The 17,577-nt window shown below is 63.0% G+C and carries 18 protein-coding genes; 12 read left to right on the top strand and 6 right to left on the bottom strand.

What is annotated here, in order from left to right:
* The first annotated feature begins 73 nt into the window (after window positions 1-73).
* From HMPREF2978_RS10790 to HMPREF2978_RS10765, 6 genes are all read left to right on the top strand, one after another.
* Window positions 74-1,324 carry an MFS transporter gene (locus tag HMPREF2978_RS10790; protein WP_070745528.1) on the top strand — a complete coding sequence of 417 codons (1,251 nt, stop codon included), beginning with the start codon at window positions 74-76 and terminating at the stop codon, window positions 1,322-1,324.
* Window positions 1,325-1,334: 10 nt separating this feature from the next.
* Window positions 1,335-2,234, top strand: coding sequence for an exodeoxyribonuclease III (locus HMPREF2978_RS10785; protein WP_070745526.1), 900 nt, complete (start codon window positions 1,335-1,337; stop codon window positions 2,232-2,234).
* Window positions 2,235-2,299: 65 nt separating this feature from the next.
* Complete coding sequence (locus tag HMPREF2978_RS10780; RefSeq protein WP_049157254.1) at window positions 2,300-2,491, top strand: hypothetical protein; 192 nt, start codon at window positions 2,300-2,302, stop codon at window positions 2,489-2,491.
* 48 nt (window positions 2,492-2,539) lie between these two features.
* Window positions 2,540-3,574, top strand: a complete 1,035-nt coding sequence (trpS, locus tag HMPREF2978_RS10775) for a tryptophan--tRNA ligase (RefSeq protein ID WP_070528041.1) — start codon at window positions 2,540-2,542, stop codon at window positions 3,572-3,574.
* A 62-nt stretch (window positions 3,575-3,636) separates the two neighbouring features.
* Complete coding sequence (locus HMPREF2978_RS10770; protein WP_070745524.1) at window positions 3,637-4,719, top strand: YhjD/YihY/BrkB family envelope integrity protein; 1,083 nt, start codon at window positions 3,637-3,639, stop codon at window positions 4,717-4,719.
* Window positions 4,720-4,725: 6 nt separating this feature from the next.
* Complete coding sequence (locus tag HMPREF2978_RS10765; protein ID WP_070528045.1) at window positions 4,726-5,466, top strand: RDD family protein; 741 nt, start codon at window positions 4,726-4,728, stop codon at window positions 5,464-5,466.
* Here the strand turns inward: HMPREF2978_RS10765 and HMPREF2978_RS10760 are convergent.
* The gene (locus tag HMPREF2978_RS10760; protein ID WP_070528049.1) at window positions 5,441-6,661 is read right to left on the bottom strand and encodes a D-alanyl-D-alanine carboxypeptidase family protein; all 1,221 of its coding nucleotides are present in this window, start codon (window positions 6,659-6,661) and stop codon (window positions 5,441-5,443) included. The two genes, HMPREF2978_RS10765 and HMPREF2978_RS10760, sit on opposite strands and share 26 nt — an antisense overlap.
* Before the next feature lie 39 nt (window positions 6,662-6,700).
* Between HMPREF2978_RS10760 and HMPREF2978_RS10755 the strand changes: the two genes are divergently transcribed.
* Window positions 6,701-7,585, top strand: coding sequence for an amidohydrolase family protein (locus HMPREF2978_RS10755; RefSeq protein WP_083316538.1), 885 nt, complete (start codon window positions 6,701-6,703; stop codon window positions 7,583-7,585).
* Window positions 7,586-7,588: 3 nt separating this feature from the next.
* Here HMPREF2978_RS10755 and HMPREF2978_RS10750 read toward each other — a convergent pair whose 3' ends face one another.
* From HMPREF2978_RS10750 to HMPREF2978_RS10740, 3 genes are read right to left on the bottom strand one after another with little or no spacing between them, the layout of a single operon-like run.
* A complete protein-coding gene (locus tag HMPREF2978_RS10750; protein ID WP_070528056.1) occupies window positions 7,589-8,827 on the bottom strand; it encodes a hypothetical protein in 1,239 nt (412 codons plus the stop codon).
* Between the two features lie 11 nt (window positions 8,828-8,838).
* Complete coding sequence (locus tag HMPREF2978_RS10745; RefSeq protein ID WP_070528060.1) at window positions 8,839-9,708, bottom strand: C40 family peptidase; 870 nt, start codon at window positions 9,706-9,708, stop codon at window positions 8,839-8,841.
* Window positions 9,708-9,992 carry a hypothetical protein gene (locus HMPREF2978_RS10740; RefSeq protein ID WP_070528063.1) on the bottom strand — a complete coding sequence of 95 codons (285 nt, stop codon included), beginning with the start codon at window positions 9,990-9,992 and terminating at the stop codon, window positions 9,708-9,710. The genes HMPREF2978_RS10745 and HMPREF2978_RS10740 overlap by 1 nt, the downstream gene beginning before the upstream one ends.
* A 61-nt stretch (window positions 9,993-10,053) precedes the next feature.
* On the opposite strand from HMPREF2978_RS10740, the gene upp reads away from it, so the two are divergent.
* From upp to HMPREF2978_RS10725, 3 genes are all read left to right on the top strand, one after another.
* Entirely contained in the window at window positions 10,054-10,689 is a 636-nt protein-coding gene (gene upp, locus HMPREF2978_RS10735) for a uracil phosphoribosyltransferase (RefSeq protein WP_010189385.1), read from the top strand.
* Between the two features lie 117 nt (window positions 10,690-10,806).
* Window positions 10,807-11,988, top strand: coding sequence for a M20 family metallopeptidase (locus HMPREF2978_RS10730; RefSeq protein WP_010189384.1), 1,182 nt, complete (start codon window positions 10,807-10,809; stop codon window positions 11,986-11,988).
* A 73-nt stretch (window positions 11,989-12,061) separates the two neighbouring features.
* Complete coding sequence (locus HMPREF2978_RS10725) at window positions 12,062-13,486, top strand: NAD(P)H-quinone dehydrogenase (protein WP_010189383.1); 1,425 nt, start codon at window positions 12,062-12,064, stop codon at window positions 13,484-13,486.
* Between the two features lie 35 nt (window positions 13,487-13,521).
* On the opposite strand, the gene HMPREF2978_RS12915 is transcribed toward HMPREF2978_RS10725, so the two are convergent.
* Both HMPREF2978_RS12915 and HMPREF2978_RS10720 read right to left on the bottom strand, forming a co-directional pair.
* Window positions 13,522-13,620, bottom strand: coding sequence for an Ltp family lipoprotein (locus HMPREF2978_RS12915; RefSeq protein ID WP_246818770.1), 99 nt, complete (start codon window positions 13,618-13,620; stop codon window positions 13,522-13,524).
* Between the two features lie 36 nt (window positions 13,621-13,656).
* Window positions 13,657-14,964, bottom strand: a complete 1,308-nt coding sequence (locus tag HMPREF2978_RS10720) for a short-chain fatty acyl-CoA regulator family protein (RefSeq protein ID WP_070528067.1) — start codon at window positions 14,962-14,964, stop codon at window positions 13,657-13,659.
* A gap of 168 nt (window positions 14,965-15,132) precedes the next feature.
* Here HMPREF2978_RS10720 and prpD point away from each other — a divergent pair, with 168 nt between their 5' ends.
* Both prpD and prpB read left to right on the top strand, forming a co-directional pair.
* Complete coding sequence (gene prpD, locus HMPREF2978_RS10715) at window positions 15,133-16,644, top strand: 2-methylcitrate dehydratase PrpD (RefSeq protein ID WP_070745519.1); 1,512 nt, start codon at window positions 15,133-15,135, stop codon at window positions 16,642-16,644.
* Window positions 16,645-17,577 (top strand): methylisocitrate lyase, encoded by a 933-nt coding sequence (gene prpB, locus HMPREF2978_RS10710; RefSeq protein WP_070745517.1) that lies wholly within the window; start codon window positions 16,645-16,647, stop codon window positions 17,575-17,577. It begins immediately after the preceding gene.

The following is a 17,577-nucleotide window of genomic DNA, read 5'->3' as shown; positions in this document are numbered from 1 at the left end:
CCAGCGGGGCAGGGCTGTGTGGTTGATACGGCCTTCTCGTCTGCGCGCGGGAAAGGGACTAAGGTACGCGCACGTGAATCTCCCGCACTCTGCTCCCCGCATCCAACGCCGTCCCGTCCCACGCCAGACGGAAATCTCCACGACACGCCGCACCATTGTCATGATTGCCATGGCGATGGGTGCCTTCGCCATCGGCACCACGGAGTTCACCTCCATGGGCCTGCTGCCGCTCATCGCGGATGATTTCGGGATTACGGAAGACACGGCGTCGGTAGTCATCTCCGTCTACGCGCTCGGCGTCGTCGTGGGCGCGCCGGTCATCGCAGCACTCACGGGCAAGCTCCCACGCCGCCGCCTCATCATCTTGCTTATTGGATTCTTGCTCGTGGGCAACCTGCTCACGGCCGTGGCCCCTAACTACGGCGTCCTGCTGATGGCGCGCTTCATCGCGGGCCTGCCGCATGGCGCATACTTCTCCGTAGCTAATCTGGCGGCGGCCTCGATGGCCCCACCGGGCAAGCAAGGGTTTGCCATGTCGATGGTGGGCATGGGGCTTTCCGTTGCCACCGTGATCGGTGTACCAGCAGCCCAAGCGTTGGGCCAGGGACTGGGCTGGCATTCGGCCTACTACCTGGTCGTGGCCCTTGCAGCTTTAACGATGGTGCTGCTCTTTTTCCTCTTCCCGCACATGACGCGTATGCCGGAAACGGATATGTTCACCGAGCTCGGCGCGTTGAAAAACAGTCAGGTCCTGCTCACCGTATTCCTCGGCACCGTCGGCTTCGGCGGCATGTTCGCCGTCTATACCTACATCACGTGGACCATGACGGAGGTCGCCGGCATGGACCCGAACTACACGTGGATTGTGCTCATGGCTTATGGCATCGGTATGACTGTCGGCAACGTCGCTGGCGGTGCGCTGGCGGACCGAAACCTGGAATTCGGCATCATCTTTGCTCTCATCTGCATGGTTGGAGTGTCGGTGACCTTCTACTTCGTGGCGCACAGCGCGTGGGCGGGCACGATTGTCTTTGGCGTCTTGGCCTTCTTCGGCTCCATTCTCGTGCCCTCACTGCAGCTGCGCTTGGTCAACGTGGCGGGGGATGCACAGACCTTGGCGGCGGCGCTGAACCAGTCCGCCCTCAACATCGCTAATGCAGCGGGCGCGGCCATCGGCGGCGCAGTCGTGGGCGCAGGTTATTCCTATAACTCCACCGCCCTTGCCGGTGCGGGACTGGCGGTGGCCGGCTGCATCACCTGGGTTATCACCATGTGGGACAAGCGCCGCCGCGGCCCTTCCGTGAAGATTATTGAACAGAGTTAGACTGGCCGGCATGAGTTTCACCATCGCCTCCGTCAACGTTAACGGCATCCGCGCGGCCTGCAAACAGCGCAACGAGAACAACCCGGGTATGAACGCATGGCTGGAAACCACGCCCGCCGACGTCGTCCTTATGCAGGAGGTGCGCGCCAACCCCGAGCAGACCCAGAAGGCTCTGGCTCCGGCCCTGGAGGCCGGATGGAACCTGGTACAGGCCGAATCCGCCGCCAAGGGCCGCGCGGGCGTGGGCATCCTATCGAAGCACGCGCTTGGCGACGTCTCCGTAGGCTTCGGCTCCTTCGCCGAATCCGGCCGCTTCATCGCCGCCACCGTGGAAGGCGTGCGGGTGGCTTCCCTGTATTTGCCGTCTGGTGATACCGATTCCCCGAAGCAGGATGAGAAGTACCTCTTCTTGGATGAGTTTTCTGAAGTTTTGGATGAGATGGCTGCAACGTACCCGGAGGCCGTCATTGGCGGTGACTGGAACATCTGCCACCGCGCCCAAGACCTAAAGAACAATAAGGCCAATGAGAAGAAGTCCGGCCACCTGCCGGAGGAGCGCGCCTTTATGGACCTCGTCTTCGGTTCTTTCCCGGATGAGCAGCCGCAGGACAAGAAGGGGCTCGGGGACTGGCTCGGCGTGGTGGACTATGAGACCAAGACCGCCTGGGAGGCGGCTGCGGATCCGCAGTGGTTTGACGTCGCCAGGCGCCTGCACCCAGAGGCGGATGGCCCCTACACCTGGTGGACCTACCGCGGCCAGGCTTTTAACAACGATGCCGGATGGCGCATTGACTACCAGGCGGCCACGAAGGCCATGCTGGAGCGCGCGCAGCGCACGTGGGTGGAGAAGGCGCCGACGGTGGAGGAGCGCTGGTCTGATCACTCTCCGCTTCTGGTCGAGTACAAGTAGCCCACTCCAAGTAGTGGTACGATAATCCCGTCTTAACGTCCTTTTCTATTTCGCAGGAGATGCTCATGACCCGCGCAATCATCTACTTTGTCCTCGGCGCTATTCTGCTTGCCCTGGGTATCTGGTGGTGGACCATCGTCGGACCGTCCTTTGCCTTCCTTGGCCCGATCGTCCTCCAGGGCGTTGGCGGCGCGTTCATGGTGGCTGGTTTCGCCGTCATGATGGACGTTATTAGCCCGACCTCCCGCAAGATTTAACCGACGCAGCGCCGCCCCAGCGGAGGCGGCAGAGTAGAGTAGTCAACCATGACTGACTCCACTTCTGCATCGACCTCCGCTTCTCGAGTCCTCTCCGGCATCCAGCCCACGGCGGACTCCTACCACCTGGGTAACTACCTCGGAGCGCTCAAGCAGTGGATTGACCTGCAAGACTCCCACGAGGCTTTTTACTTCATCCCGGACCTGCACGCCATCACGGTGGAGCAGAACCCGGAGGAACTGCGCCACCGCACCGTGGCGGGCGCCGCGCAGCTTATCGCATTGGGCATTGACCCGGCGAAATCCACCCTCTTCGTACAATCCCACGTCCCCGCACACGCGGAGCTGACGTGGGTTTTGCAGTGCCTGACGGGCTTCGGTGAGGCCTCCCGTATGACCCAGTTCAAGGACAAGTCCCTCAAGCAGGGCCAGGACCGCACGTCCGTGGGCTTGTTTACCTACCCCGTTTTGATGGCTGCGGATATCCTTTTGTATTCCCCGCACTACGTGCCGGTGGGGGAGGACCAGCGCCAGCACCTCGAGCTCACCCGCAACCTGGCGGAGCGTTTCAACAACAAGTACGGCGAGGTCTTCCGCGTACCGGAGGCCTTCATTCCGGAAGGCTCGGCCAAGATTTATGACCTGCAGGAGCCGACGTCCAAGATGTCGAAGTCGGGGGCAAACCCGAAGGGCATCGTAAACCTGCTCGATGCTCCCAAGACCTCCGCCAAGCGCATCAAGTCCGCGGTGACCGATGACCTCGGCGTGGTGGCCTTTGACCGCGAGAAGCAGCCGGGCGTGTCCAACCTACTGGCCATCCAGTCCGCGCTGACGGGGGAGAGCATCCCGGATCTCGTGGACAAGTATGCCGGCCAGGGCTATGGCCACCTCAAGGTCGATACGGCCGAGGCGCTCGAGGCCTTCACCACTCCGCTGAAGGCTCGCTATGACGAGCTCATGGAAGACCGCGGCGAGCTCGAGCGCATCTTGGCCCAGGGTGCCGAGCACGCCACGGAGATTGCCACCCCGCTCGTGGACAAGGTCTACGAGGCGGTGGGCTTTCTCCCCGCGCGTCGCGGCTGAGTTGGCTAGCATGATGAAGACTGTGTAGAGGATTCTGTAATCAATTTTTAAGGGGAAGGCCTGTGGCGCCAACGACACGACCTGATGAGAAGAAGACAGATGATTACGGCATCGAGCGTGCCTATGCCGATGAGCCGGACGCGGTAGATAAAGTCCGTGAGAAGTCCGGCTTCATCGACCACATCATGAAGATGCTGGACCGCTACGGTAGTGAAGGCGGCAACCAGTTCGCAGCCGGAATTACATATTTCTCGGTCCTGGCTCTCTTCCCGATCTTCATGCTCACCGTGGCCGCTGCCGCGACGGTGCTGGCGAACCGCCCCGACCTCATGCAGCAATTGGAGGAGCAGATCGCCAACGCCGTGTCGGGCGATCTGGGGAATTCGATCACGGAGCTTCTTCACACCGCAATTGAACAGCGCGGCGCGATGTACGGCATCGGTGGTCTCACCACCCTGTGGTCAGGACTCGGCTGGATGAATAACTTGCGCATCGGCATTTCGGCGATGTGGATGCAGGATCCGACTGACGCCCCGGGCAACTTTGTGACCAAGAAGCTCAGCGACCTGCTGGGGCTCATCGGCCTGCTCCTGGCCATGGTTATCGCCTTCGGCGTGACGGCGGCGGGTTCCTCCGGGCTGACCCAGAAGGTTTTCGAGTGGGTCGGCATTGAGTCCTTCCCCGGTATGGGAACCGTTTTGGTTATCGCCGGCATCGTGATCGGTCTTATCGCCAACTTCCTCGTCTTCTGGTGGATGGTGGCTTTCCTGCCGCGCACGAAGGTGCCCACCAAGTCGGGCCTGATGGGCGCGGCCATCGGCGCGGTGCTCTTTGAGGCCATCAAGCAGCTGTCCACCGTCATCATGTCTTCTGCAGCAGGCAACCCGGCCGGTGCCGTGTTTGGCCCGGTAATCGTCCTCATGGTGGTCATGTACCTGGTCTGGCGCGTCGTGCTTTATGTTTCCGCGTGGACGGCGACCACCGAGGAGTCTCTCGAGCTGCTAGTCCCGCCGGTTCCGGATCAGGCAGTCATCCGCGTCCGCAACGAGATCCGCCAGGGTCCGAACACGGGCGTGACCTTGGGCGCCGGTGCCGCCCTCGGCGCGGCCGCTGCGGGTGCATGGGCCCTGCTGCGCCGAAAGTAGGGCGGGATGCTACCAGCGTCTTTTGCTCCGAACCTCTACGAGCACTTCACCTTGGATTCGCGCGCGACCTCACGCGAGCTGGGCGTGCAACTGGCGGCTGCCGACGCCCGCCTCGAAGGCCTCGGCTACCTCTCCGACAACCCAGAGCGCGAGGAACTCGCAGTTGCCGCCCGCATTCTTTGTGAGCCTTCCTCCCGCGCAAGCTATGACCAAATGCTGGAATCAGGTGCTCGGCTCACGTGGGCGCAGCTGGATGATTACGCCACGACCGGCCGCTGGGGCGCGAACCACCATGCTCCCGCGCCTGATGCGCCCGTTCAGGACGCCCCGCGCGCAACTCCCGGCACCCGCGTGCTCTTGGCCGTCATCGACTACGTCATTGCGGCGATCGGTGCGTCCCTCTTCGTTAGCATCGGGGTGTATAACTCCAGCGTCAATGAGGTCTGGCTCACCAGCATCACCGGCATCATCACGGTGGCCTACTACCTCTGCTTCGAGGTCCTCGTGGGAGCAACGCCTGCAAAGATGATTGCGGGCTACACCGTGCGCGATGTCAGCACTCACAACAAGCTCACCTGGCAACAGAGCTTTAAGCGCAATTGGTGGCGCGTGGCCTCCCTCGTGCCGCTCATCGGCCCGCTGGTCGCCTTCTTCGGTGCGCTCTACGTGGTGACCACGATTAGCCCAAAGAATGCGCTCCGCGGCCAGCACGACATCATGGCTAACGCCGAAGTAGTGAAAAAGTAGCGACCACTACGACAAGGAGGGCGACGAGGCCTGCCACCAGCCAGCCGATCCAGCCCTGCGAGTCCCCAAAGGACGAAGACCCCGCAGTCGCCTCCGAGGCGGCGGGCGCAGAAGGCGTGGTAGGAACCGGGCTGGTAAGTGCAGGTTCCGAGGGCTCTTCTTTCCCAGCCGCGAAATCATCCAAAAGCCCTACGCCATCGCCGGGGCGGACGTCGGAGGCTTCGTCGAGAAGCATCTGCGCCTGCTCCCAGGCGCGGAAACCATGCTCGACGGTTGTATCGAGGAGGACCGCCTGCAGGCGGCGCCCGTCGCGATTAATTGCGCCGACGAAGGTGTGGTGCGCGTCCTCGGTATAGCCGGTCTTTCCGCCGATGCCATCCGGGTCGTTGAGGAAGAGCCCATTGTCATTCCACAGCTCATAACCGGGCATGTCACCCCAGCCGGGAAACTCCACGTGCTCAGTATCGACGATGCGCGCGAAGGTGTCGTTGGCAAAAGCCGCGCGGTAGATCAGCGAGATATCCGCCGCGGACGTCGACATACCCGCCGCGTCCAGCCCGGAGTAACTGGCCGCCACCGTCGAGCGCGTGCCAATCTCCTGTGCCTTCGCGTTGACCTTCTTTAGCGCCTCCTCATCCCCGCCAACGGCCTGCGCGAGGGCGTGCGCGGCATCGTTGCCGGAAGCCATGAGCAAACCCTGCAGAAGCTGCTCCACGGTGTAGACCCCATCGGGGCCGAGGCCGACGGCGGAGCCTTCGACGGAGGCGTCGTCAAGCGTGGCGGTGATGCGCTGGTCGAGGGGAAGCTCCTCGATAACCACGAGCGCCAGCAGCGCCTTGATGATGGAGGCCGGGCGATAGCGCCCGTTGGGATCCTTCATGGCGATGATTTCGCCGGTGTCTAGGTCACTGACCATCCATGCCGAAGCTACAACGTCCTTGTTCAGCCGAAAGCCGCGCGGGGCCGTCACGCCACACGCAGCGCCCTCAACCGCGGGCAGGGGAGTGGGCGCTTCCTGGCCGGGCGCCAACCTTTCTGAGGTGGTCGTCGGTTCCTCGGGAACGAGAGAATGCGGGCAGGCGTCGGTATCCGGCGCGGTGGTGCGCGTGGGCGATGAGGACTCTTCCTCTTCTGCGAACGCGGGCGGCGTTGCGGCCAGGGCGATGGCGGTGAGGAGCGCGGGGACATGTTTCATAGCGTGCTTAATCCTAGACCTCGTCCTAGGATGATCCTCATGCATGACGCACCACTAATTAGCCCAGAGAACAAAGACTCCGGCGCCGAGATTTTCGCCGGTCTGCCCAAGGTGACGCTCTTCGCACCGTTGCCCACGGATGCTTCCACCCCGGAGGAGCTGCGCGCGGCCACGCAGGCTGTTGTGCAGGCGCTTGTCGACGACCACGTGGTTTACGCCGAGCTCCGCCTGCGCCCCAGTGCTTTCTCCTTCGGCGCCGCTGAGGCACTCGCTGCGGCGCAGGAAGGACTCGACGTTCCCGGAATCGATGCCCGCCTCATCGTTGAGGGCGATGCCAATAGCTGGGATGCCGGCGAAGGCGTTGCCGGTGCTGCGCTGACTGAGCTATCTGCGGCTGAGAAGCTCCGCGCAGACTTCATCCCGTGGGAGAGGGACGTTGCCTCTTATGAGGACGCCGTGGCGGCTGTGCAGGCGGGTGCGACGCGCCTTGTTCATGCCACTGATCTCGTCGACGATTTCAGCGCGGATCTCGAAGGCGTTCGCCCAGGTAAAGCCTCGGCGTGGGTGCGGGATCGCCACATCGCGCTGACCTTTGCGCCGCTGGAGGAAATGCCCGCAGAGGAGCTGGCTGATCACCCTCTGCCGCTGTTGCAGCAGCTCGGCTTTACCTGCACGGTGGCGGGCGAGAAGCTCAGCGATGTGTTCCTCGCTCTGAGCGAGACCTTTGGCTATGGCCTCGAGGAGTTCTTCGACCTCACCATCAAGGCCATTGAGAATTCCTTTGCTAGCGAAGAAGACCGCCAGCGCCTCATTGAGCAGGAGATCCTGCCCGCCTATGAGGAACTGGCGGATCCGGAATTTGCGGAAGACGCTTCCGGTGTGAGCGACTCCGAGGCGGAAGAAGTCAGTGAGTCTTCCGAATAGAAACTAGAAGCGGGAGAAGCGTTTCGTCAGCATTTCCTCCAGGCCCTTCCAGGACTCCGCGTGCTCGGTGTAGGGCTTGGAGGGCACGTAACCCGCGTGCTCGGTGGAGCCAAGCATGTAGCCCAGGTAGTCCTGGAAGCGCGGGTTCTGCAGCATGTAGGAGTTGATGGAGTCATCCCCGGCCCAGTCGGCGGCGTCCGCGCAGACCTCGTAGCAGCGGCTCATTTGGTCCGTATCAACGGACTCGGGGCCCTTTTCAATATCGCGGACGATGCCGTAGAAGCTGTACTGGTTATCCGGGTGGACGGTGACTTCGAGCTCACCGGCGTTCGCTGCGGCAACGACCTCCTCCCAGGTGGAAACCTTTGCTAGGTCGTGGTCATCGTTTTCCATGATCCAGCGCACCAGCACCTTGGAGCTGGGGAAGGTGAAGATTTCGCCCCACTTACCCAAGAAAACCGGCTTGCCGTCGAGGTAGGTGCGCAGAGTGTAGACCGTCCTTTGATCAGCGGTGATCTTTACCGGGTCGATGCCCGCGGCGGCCCAGGGGGAGCTGTCATAAGGATCGGCTGATTCCGCGGCGGCCTTGCGCTCTTCCTCGGCCTTCTTGCGTGCTTCCTCCGCTGCTTCGCTGGCGGCGGAGATGCGGGTGGCGGCGTTCGTGGTTGCATCCTGGGTGAAGTCAGAGGAAGGAACGACCTTGACCACCTTGTCGAGGTCTTCGATGACCGAGCGCCAGTTGCTGTGGATAACGCGGCCCACGCCGGACCACTCGCTCATGCCCTGTTCACCGGCGTAGTGATCGGCTCCGCGGGCTGGGTTGCGCAGGATGGAATGCGATGCGAAGAAGATGACGGTGTGCTCTGCGGCGCTGACCTCTGCCAGCGCCTGCGCAATCTCGAGGCAGCGTGCGACGGTGGACACGTTCTCGTGGCTGGGACGGCCGGCCAGGTGCTTCGGCATCCCGATGAGGTCGTAGACGTGCTTCTTTTCTGGCACGACGCGGTCTGCCGCCTGGGAGTTGAAGACCTCCCACTTCGGGTGATCGAGCAAGTCATGCTTCGTGCCAGATTCGAGGAAGCAGAGCATCTCGGCTTCGGTGTTAAAAAGCAGGACCGACTCATCATCACCGAGAAAAGCCTGCCACTCGGAACCGTTTTGGCGCCACTTTGGCGCCCACAGGGTATAGAAATCGCCCTCAGAAAGGGAGAGCTTGATGGGGACAATAGCGCGGGTGTTCATGGGCAAATAGTCTACCCTGTAGGCCTCCAGAAGCCTTTGAAAGCCATCCCCATGTTGTTGGTGCGCAGCGGATTGGTTTGTACGGGGCTACCGGCTTCCACCATCTGCCCGTCACCGGAGTACATGGCCACGTGCCCATCCCACACGACGAGGTCGCCGGGCTGCAGCTCATCCGCGCTCACCTGGCGGCCCACAGTCTGGTTTTCAGCGGTGCGCGGCAGTTCCACCCCAGCTTGGCGCCAAGCCCATTGGGTCAGCCCCGAGCAATCGAAGCTACCGTTGCCGGTGCCGCCCCAGCCATAGGGTGTTCCCAGCTGGGAGAGTGCGGCTTGCACCGCGGCCTGGCCTTGCGCACTTCCTTCACCGCCAGAGGAGGATGAGGAAGCTGTGAGCGCGTGGCGAGCCCCGCCTTCCTCCTGCGGACCGCGCACTGAAGGGCGTACCGCGCGTTGAGCAATGGGCACGAGGGGTGCGGCCGACTGAAGGAGCTCCCCGGCCAGTTGCTTTACGCGCAGCATCGTCTTGCCGACGTACTCCATTGCCAAAGCCTGCAAAGCAGAGCGGGCCGCGGCCTGTGCCGCTGGGTTGGGGATGAGCAAGCCCAGGGCTAAAGGCAGCCCGCGCTGGAGCAGCTCGAAGCCCAGCCCGATGAGGTCCTTGACGGCCGCCGAGATGAGCCCGCGCGCGGAATCTAACGCAGAGCGCGCCGTGGAAAGGTCCTCGGTGGCCTGGCGTGCAGTGTCGAAAAGCGCCTGCGGATCTCCGTGCGCTATCTCCGCTAAGGGTCCGGCAGCAGTGAGATCAGGCACAGTGGGCAGGGAGACATCGGGAAGCTGCGCCGGTTGCATCCGGGCGATGTGGGTGAGTGCTGACTCCAACATCACAGACTCCCACAGGCGCTAGCAAGAGCACCGTCAGCGTCTTCGGCCTCGCGGGCCATGCGGAAGCTGGACTCCGCCACGGCACCAGCATCCGCCCTGACCTGGGCAAGGCGGGCAGAAAGGTTCTCCATGGCGGAGTTAAATGCTCCGGTGAAGCCGCCTAGAACGGGGTCCGTCGGTAGCTCGGGAGGGGGAGTGGTGGAGGTTTGGGAGACGGTGGCCAGCTCGTGTGCCAGCCGGCGGGTGTACTCGGTGTCAATAGTGAATGTTTCAAAGCTAGTCATGCCTTATTAGACTGCACCGCCCGCTGATCGGTTCCCGCCGGATTCTTATACAGTGAAGGGCATGGATATCCACGTAGTAGACCACCCCCTCGCCGCCTCCCGGCTCACGCTGATGCGTGATGCCCGCAGCGATAACACCGCTTTCCGTGCCGCCCTGCGAGATCTGGGCACCATGCTTGTGTATGAAGCAGCCCGTGACCTGCCCGTCGAACATTTTGATTGCGTTACTCCCGTCGCCACGGCGGAGGGCACCCGCCTGCAGAATCCGCCGATTATCGTGCCCATCATCCGTGCTGGTCTGGGCATGATTGACCCGGCTCTGTCCATGATTCCGGATGCCCAGGTCGGCTTCATCGGCATGGCGCGCGATGAGGAAACTCACGAGCCGGTGCCTTATCTGGAGGCCCTGCCGGAGGATCTCAGCGGCCGCAGCGTCTTCGTAGTCGACCCGATGCTCGCCACGGGTGGTTCCCTCCTGCACTCCCTGAAGCTCCTCGCGGACCGCGGCGCTACCGACATCACGGCGATCTGCATGGTCTCCGCTCAGCCGGGCGTTGATGCGTTGGCCAATTCGGGCTTGCCGGTTCGCTTGGTTACCGCAGCGATTGATCCTGCCCTCAACGAGGACGCTTATATCGTGCCGGGGCTGGGTGACGCCGGCGATCGCCTCTACGGTCCCCGCAATATCGACCTGTAGCGAAACCGTCGGGCAGGCAGACCGCTCAGTATATCTAGCGTGTGACCTGCCCGGCTAACTGAACCGCATGGTCTAGTTGTAGACTCTTCCCAAGAGAAAACCACGGAGGAGGAAGCAGTGATCTCGGACTACGTCAGTGAGTGGTTCAGCAACCACCGCGCGGAGGTCATCGCGTGGCGCCGCCATATTCACCGCCACCCGGAGACCTCCAATAACGAGGTGGAAACCACCCGCTTCCTGTCCCGCACCCTGCGCGAGTACGGCTTGGAGCCGCATCTTTTTCCCGAAACCGGCCTCATGGTGGACATTGGTCCCGATACCGAACTTGGGCGCTTGGCCTTCCGTGCCGATATTGACGCGCTTCCCGTCACCGAGGTCACCGGCCTCGAGTACACCTCTGAGGTCCCAGGCGTCATGCATGCCTGCGGGCATGACATGCACACCACCATTGCGCTGGCCACGGCCTGCGCCTTGGCGGACCTTAATCGCGAGCATCCGCTAGATTTCGGTGTTCGTGTCATCTTCCAGCCCGCTGAAGAGGTGTGGGTGGGCGGCGCCACCGACGTCATTGAATGGGGTGCGCTCGAAGGCGTGAACTCCATCTTCGCCGTCCACGTTGAACCGAAGCTGCGCGTCGGGCGCATCGGCGTTCGCGCTGGAGCGATCACCTCGGCCACCGATGTCGTGGAAATCAACGTCTCCGGCCCGGGCGGGCATACCTCGCGCCCGCACTTGTCTGCGGACGTCGTCTATGCGCTGGGCAAGCTGCTGACGGACCTGCCAGGTTTGCTCTCACGCCGCGTCGATCCGCGCACCGGCACCGTCTTGGTCTTTGGCCAGGTGAATTCCGGCTATGCCCCGAACGCGATTCCGGAGACCGGTTCTGTATCCGGCACCATGCGCACGGCAGACATCGGAATCTGGCGGGATATGCAAACGCTCTTCTCCGAGTTGGTGGAACAGGTGCTAGCGCCCCTGGGTGTGGAACATGAGCTGGTCTACCACCGCGGGGTTCCGCCCGTGCTTAACGACGACGTCTCCACCGCCCTCCTCGCCAGCGCTGCCCAGGCCATCGACCCGCAAGCCGTGGTTCAGGCACCGCAGTCCTCGGGCGGCGAAGATTTCTCGTGGTACCTGGAGAAGGTCCCCGGCTCCATGGCTCGCCTTGGCTGCTGGTCCGGTGAAGGCGAACAGCACGATCTCCACATGGGAGATTTGGCACCTGATGAGCGGGCTATCGGCGTGGGCGTCAAACTCTTTGGCTCCGTAGCAGAACAGTTTGCCAACGTGGAGGATTAAGCGCCTAAGCATTACACTGTGACAAGGATTTCCCCAGAGTTCTTATAGGCAGAATTTTAAAAAAGGAGCGACAGTGTCACAGGAAGCCCCCCGCATCGTAATCATCGGCGGTGGCCCCGCAGGCTACGAGGCTGCGACCGCCGGCGCCAAGTACGGCGCGCACATTACGTTGGTTGAGGAACAGGGCCCCGGTGGCTCCTCCGTTCTCTTGGACTGCGTGCCCTCGAAGTCCTTCATCGCTGGTGCGAACATTCGCACCGATTTCCGCCGTGCGGATGACATGGGCCTGAACCACCAGCTCAGCTCCTTGCAGCTGAGCCTGGAGGCCCTCAACGGCCGTGTGCAGGCGCTGGCTGCTAACCAGTCCCGCGACGTCCGTGCGGGCCTAGAGAAGATTGGCGTCAAGGTCATTGATGGGCGTGCCGCCTTTTCTGAGGATCAGCATGGCGTGAAGGGTGCAGCACACAAGGTTGATGTCACCCACAAGGATGGCACCACCGAAACCCTCGACGCGGACCTCGTCCTCGTTGCCACCGGCGCTACCCCGCGCATTCTGCCGGGCGCGCAGCCGGACGGCGAGCGCATCCTCACCTGGCAGCAGGTTTATGACCTCAAGGAGGAGCCGGAGCACCTCATCGTGGTGGGCTCCGGTGTGACCGGTGCGGAGTTCGTGTCCGCCTTCGCGGAGATGGGCGTGCGCGTGACCATGGTGGCGTCCCGCGACCGCATTCTGCCGCATGACGACGCCGATGCTGCCGACGTCCTCGAGACCGTCCTGGCTGAGCGTGGCGTGGAGCTGGAGAAGAACTGCCGCGTGGAGACGGTCTCCCGCACTGAGGACGGCAACGTGGTGGTCAAGACCCAGGATGGCCGCGAGATCCACGGTTCCCATGTCATCATGTCCATCGGTTCCATTCCGAATACCAAGAACCTGGGCCTTGAGCACGTTGGTGTGGCCACCACGCCATCTGGCCACATCGAGGTTGACCGCGTTTCCCGCACCAATGTCGCTGGCATCTATGCCGCCGGTGACTGCTCCGATCTGTTCCCGCTGGCTTCCGTTGCTGCGATGCAGGGCCGTATCGCCATGTACCACTCCCTGGGTGAGGGCGTGTCCCCGCTGCGTCTGAAGACCGTGGCAACCGCCGTGTTTACCCGCCCGGAGATCGCTGCCGTGGGCTTTACGCAGGCGGAGATTGAGGCCGGTGAGGTTGCCGCCCGCACCATCATGATGCCGCTGAACACCAACCCGCGCGCCAAGATGCGCTCCCTGCAGCACGGCTTTGTGAAGCTCTTCTGCCGCGCTACCTCCGGCCGCGTCATTGGCGGCGTAATCGTCGCGCCGACTGCCTCCGAACTCATTCTGCCCATCGCCGTGGCCGTGACCAACCAGCTCACCGTGAACCAGCTCGCGGATTCCCTGGCGGTCTACCCGTCCCTGTCGGGCACCATCACGGAGGCAGCCCGCCGCCTCGTTGCTCACGACGACCTTGAGTAAGTAGGCTCTAACTCCGATTTAGTTTCGGCTCGTCCTTATAAGCCCAGTGTGCTCACCGCATGCTGGGCTTCTTCCATGGTGAACTGCTTACCGTATTCGCTGGTGAGCTGCTCTAACAGTGCCGGGCCGGACATGGGAGAGAACCTCCTGCGTAGGCGAAAATGAGAGAACTACGAGGTGGCATAGGCCGAAACCGGCGTTGCATTGAGGTCGAGGCTGACGGGCCGGCCCGCCTGCGGGAAGGCGCGCTGTGGGCACGCCGGGCGCGGGCAAGCAGCGCAGCCGGGGCCGATGGGGGTTGCCTCGGAAGGGGAGAGGTTGAGTGCATCCGCGTAGACCACGCGATCCGCCTGTGCGATATCGCAGCCTAAACCCACCACGAATTCTTTGCGCGGCGTGCCCCAGGCCTGGGCCTGGCCTTGGACGAAGCGCGCAATCCACAGGTAGGTGTGGTCATCGGGCATGGAGGCCACTTGGCGCGTGATGCGGTTGGGCGTTTCAAAAGCGCGGTGCACCACCCACAACGGGCAGGAGCCACCGCTGCGGGCGAAGTGGAAAGCGGTGGAGGACTGGCGCTTGGAAATATTGCCCGCGCGGTCGGTGCGGATGAAGGAGAAGGGCACACCTTGGTGGCCGGGTCGCTGTAACGTCGACAAGCGCTGCGCGGTGGTTTCGAAACCAGTGCCAAAGGCCGTCGCGATGACATCGATGTCATAGCGCGTTTCCTCCGCGGTGGCGAGGAACTGGGTATAAGGCATGGTCACGGCGGCGGCAAAATACTGAGCGAGGCCCAGCGTGCCAATAGTCTGTGCTTCCTCGCCCGGTAATTCGGCGACGAGTTCCGCGCAATGCTCTGGGTATGCCAGCAGGCAGTACTGGAGCGCCATTTCGAAGACGAGCTGGGATTCCGTAAGTCCCGCGCGCAGGTGCAGCTCCCGGTTGTGGAAGGCGCGGCGCCGCGGGGACGAGGAGGAAAAGCGCGTCGTAACACCGAACTCTTCCTGTAAGACGGAGGCCAAGCGCCCGCGGCGCAGGACTCGGTCCCCGAGCGAATCGGAAAGCTCCTCGGCGGCGATGTCGAGACTGTGGACGTAGTTGTGCGCGTCATAGAAGAAATCACGGACCGCCTCGAAGGGGCCGGGTTCCGCGGGGGTGTGCGCGGCGGCGTCGACAAGCCGGGGCACAAGTTCGGGGAAGCGCCCGCTGAGATCGGTAAGAGTTGCCTCAGATGCTTCGGGGAAGAGCTGGCGCAGCTCGGCGAGGGCACGCAGGTCACGGTCCCCGGCGAAATAGGTGGCATCAACGCCGAAGCGTTGGGTCAGCTGCATGAGGACGGTGACGGTGAGGGGGCGCTGGTCATTTTCCAGCTGGTTGAGGTAGCTGGTGGATAGCCCTAGCTGCTTCGCCATGGCGGCTTGCGTGAGTTTGCGTTCCTTGCGTAGTGCGTGGATTCTCGCCCCCGCGTAGTGTTTGCTCACCGTCTGACTCCTCCTAAAAAGCCTCCCTGCCTGGGAATTCCACAAGTTTCGCAAGGAACGCAAATCCCTGCAACAGATAGTCACAGTTTACACATGTGGCAGGGCGCACGGGGCGTGGTTAGTGTGAGCTCTATCGCAATCGTTGTTCTTGTCTAGGAGGGAATCCCGTTGATTAACCACGAAGTACGTACCCACAAGTCCGCCGAGGACTTTCCTATCGAAGAGCACCTGGCCTACAAGATTGCCAAGGTTGCAGCGGATCCCGTCGAGGTCCCGGCCGAGACCACCGAGATGATCATCAACCGCATCATCGATAACGCCTCCGTGGCCGTGGCCTCAGCCACCCGCCGCCCGGTGACCTCCGCCCGCGTTATCGCGCAGGCCCACCCGGCTCAAGAAGGCGGCGCCACCATCTTCGGCGTTGACGGCACCTACTCCGCCGAGTGGGCAGCCCTGGCCAATGGCACTGCCGTGCGCGAGCTGGACTACCACGACACCTTCCTCGCCGCCGATTACTCCCACCCGGGCGATAACATCCCACCGATTCTCGCTGTGGCTCAGCACAAGGGACTGACCGGCAAGGACCTCATCCGCGGTATCGCCACCGGCTACGAAATTCAGGTCAACCTGGTCAAGGGTATTTGCCTCCACGAGTGGAAGATCGACCACGTGGCACACCTCGGCCCCTCGGTCGCAGCAGGCATTGGCACCATGCTGAACCTCGATGTCGACACCATCTACCAGGCCATCGGCCAGGCACTCCACACCACCACGGCTACCCGCCAGTCCCGCAAGGGCCTCATCTCCTCCTGGAAGGCCTATGCACCGGCGTTCGCCGGCAAGATGGGCATCGAGGCAGTGGACCGCTCCATGCGCGGCGAGGGCGCCCCGGCCCCAATTTGGGAAGGCGAGGACGGCTTCATTGCCTGGATGCTCCACTCCCCGGAGCGCACCTACACCGTCCCCCTGCCGGGGGACGGGGAGCCCAAGCGAGCCATCCTGGACACCTACACCAAGGAACACTCCGCGGAGTACCAGGCACAGGCCCCGATCGACATGGCCTTTGCCCTCAAGAAGACCCTGGCAGAGAAGGGCCTGAAGACGGAGGACATCGAGTCCATCGTCCTGCACACCTCGCACCACACCCACTACGTCATTGGCACCGGCGCCAACGACCCGCAGAAGATGGATCCGAACGCCTCCCGCGAGACTTTGGATCACTCCATCATGTACATCTTCGCCGTGGCCCTCCAGGACGGCGAGTGGGATTACGAGACCTCCTACTCCAATGAGCGCAAGCACCGCCAGGACACCATCGACCTGTGGCACAAGATTTCCACCGTTGAGGACCCGGAGTGGACCCGCCGCTACCACTCCAACGACCTCAGCGAGAAGGCCTTCGGCGGCAAGGCCGTCATCACCTTCAAGGATGGCACCGTGATCGAGGACGAGCGCGCGGTGGCCGACGCCCACCCGCTCGGCGCCCGCCCCTTCGGCCGCGAGGAGTACATCAACAAGTTCAAGAAGCTCGCCGCCGGCAAGGTATCGGAGGAGGAGCAGGAGCGCTTCCTCGCTGCCGCCCAGAACCTGGAAAACCTCACCGACCTGAGCGAGCTCAACGTTCGCCTCACCGACGAGGCTATCGCCACCGCACCCGAGACCCCGAAGGGACTGTTCTAAATGGCTGGCCTATTTGGCTCCACTATCAGCAATGCAGACAAGCGCAAGAGCTTCCGCGAGGCGCTGAACGCACCGGGAATTACCACGCTGCCGGGCGCCTTCAACCCGTTGACCGCGCGGCTCATCCAGGACATCGGCGGCTTCGGCGGCGTCTACGTCTCCGGCGCGGTGCTGGCTAATGATCTGGGTCTACCGGACACTGGTCTCACCACCCTCACTGAGGTGGCGCAGCGCGCCGGGCACATCGCCCGCGCCACGGACCTGCCTGTGCTTGTCGACGCCGACACAGGCTTCGGCGAACCGATGTCCGCCGCCCGCACCGTCGCCGCGCTGGAGGACGCCGGCCTGGCCGGCTGCCACCTGGAGGACCAGGTCAACCCGAAGCGCTGCGGCCACCTCGATGGCAAGGAAGTGGTGCCGACGGATCTTATGGTTCGCCGCATCACCGCCGCCGTCAACGAGCGCCGCGATGAGAACTTCATCATCTGTGCCCGCACCGATGCCGCCGGCATCCACGGCATCGATGAAGCCATCGAGCGCGCCAAGGCCTACGCCGACGCCGGTGCGGACCTCATCTTCACCGAGGCCCTGTACTCGCCGGCAGACTTCGAAAAGTTCCGCGCCGCCGTGGACACCCCGCTGCTGGCCAACATGACGGAGTTCGGCAAGACCGAGCTGCTGTCCGCCAAGCGCATTGAGGACTTGGGCTATAACGCCGTCATCTGGCCGGTATCCACCCTGCGCGTAGCCATGGGTGCTACCGAAGAATTCCTCCGTGACATGCAGGAAACCGGCCTGCAATCCGAGGAATGGCTCGACCGCATGCAGCACCGCTCCCGCCTGTATGAGCTGGTGCGCTACGACGAGTACAACGCCTTCGACCAGAGCGTTTTCACCTACTCCAAGGACAGCTACAAGCCCACCTTTGACTAA

Origin of the sequence: Corynebacterium sp. HMSC074C01, assembly GCF_001814605.1 — a bacterium.
In the GTDB taxonomy this organism is placed as follows: domain Bacteria; phylum Actinomycetota; class Actinomycetes; order Mycobacteriales; family Mycobacteriaceae; genus Corynebacterium.
Note: the sequence above shows the minus strand (reverse complement) of the source record. Positions and strands in the feature narration are given on the sequence as shown.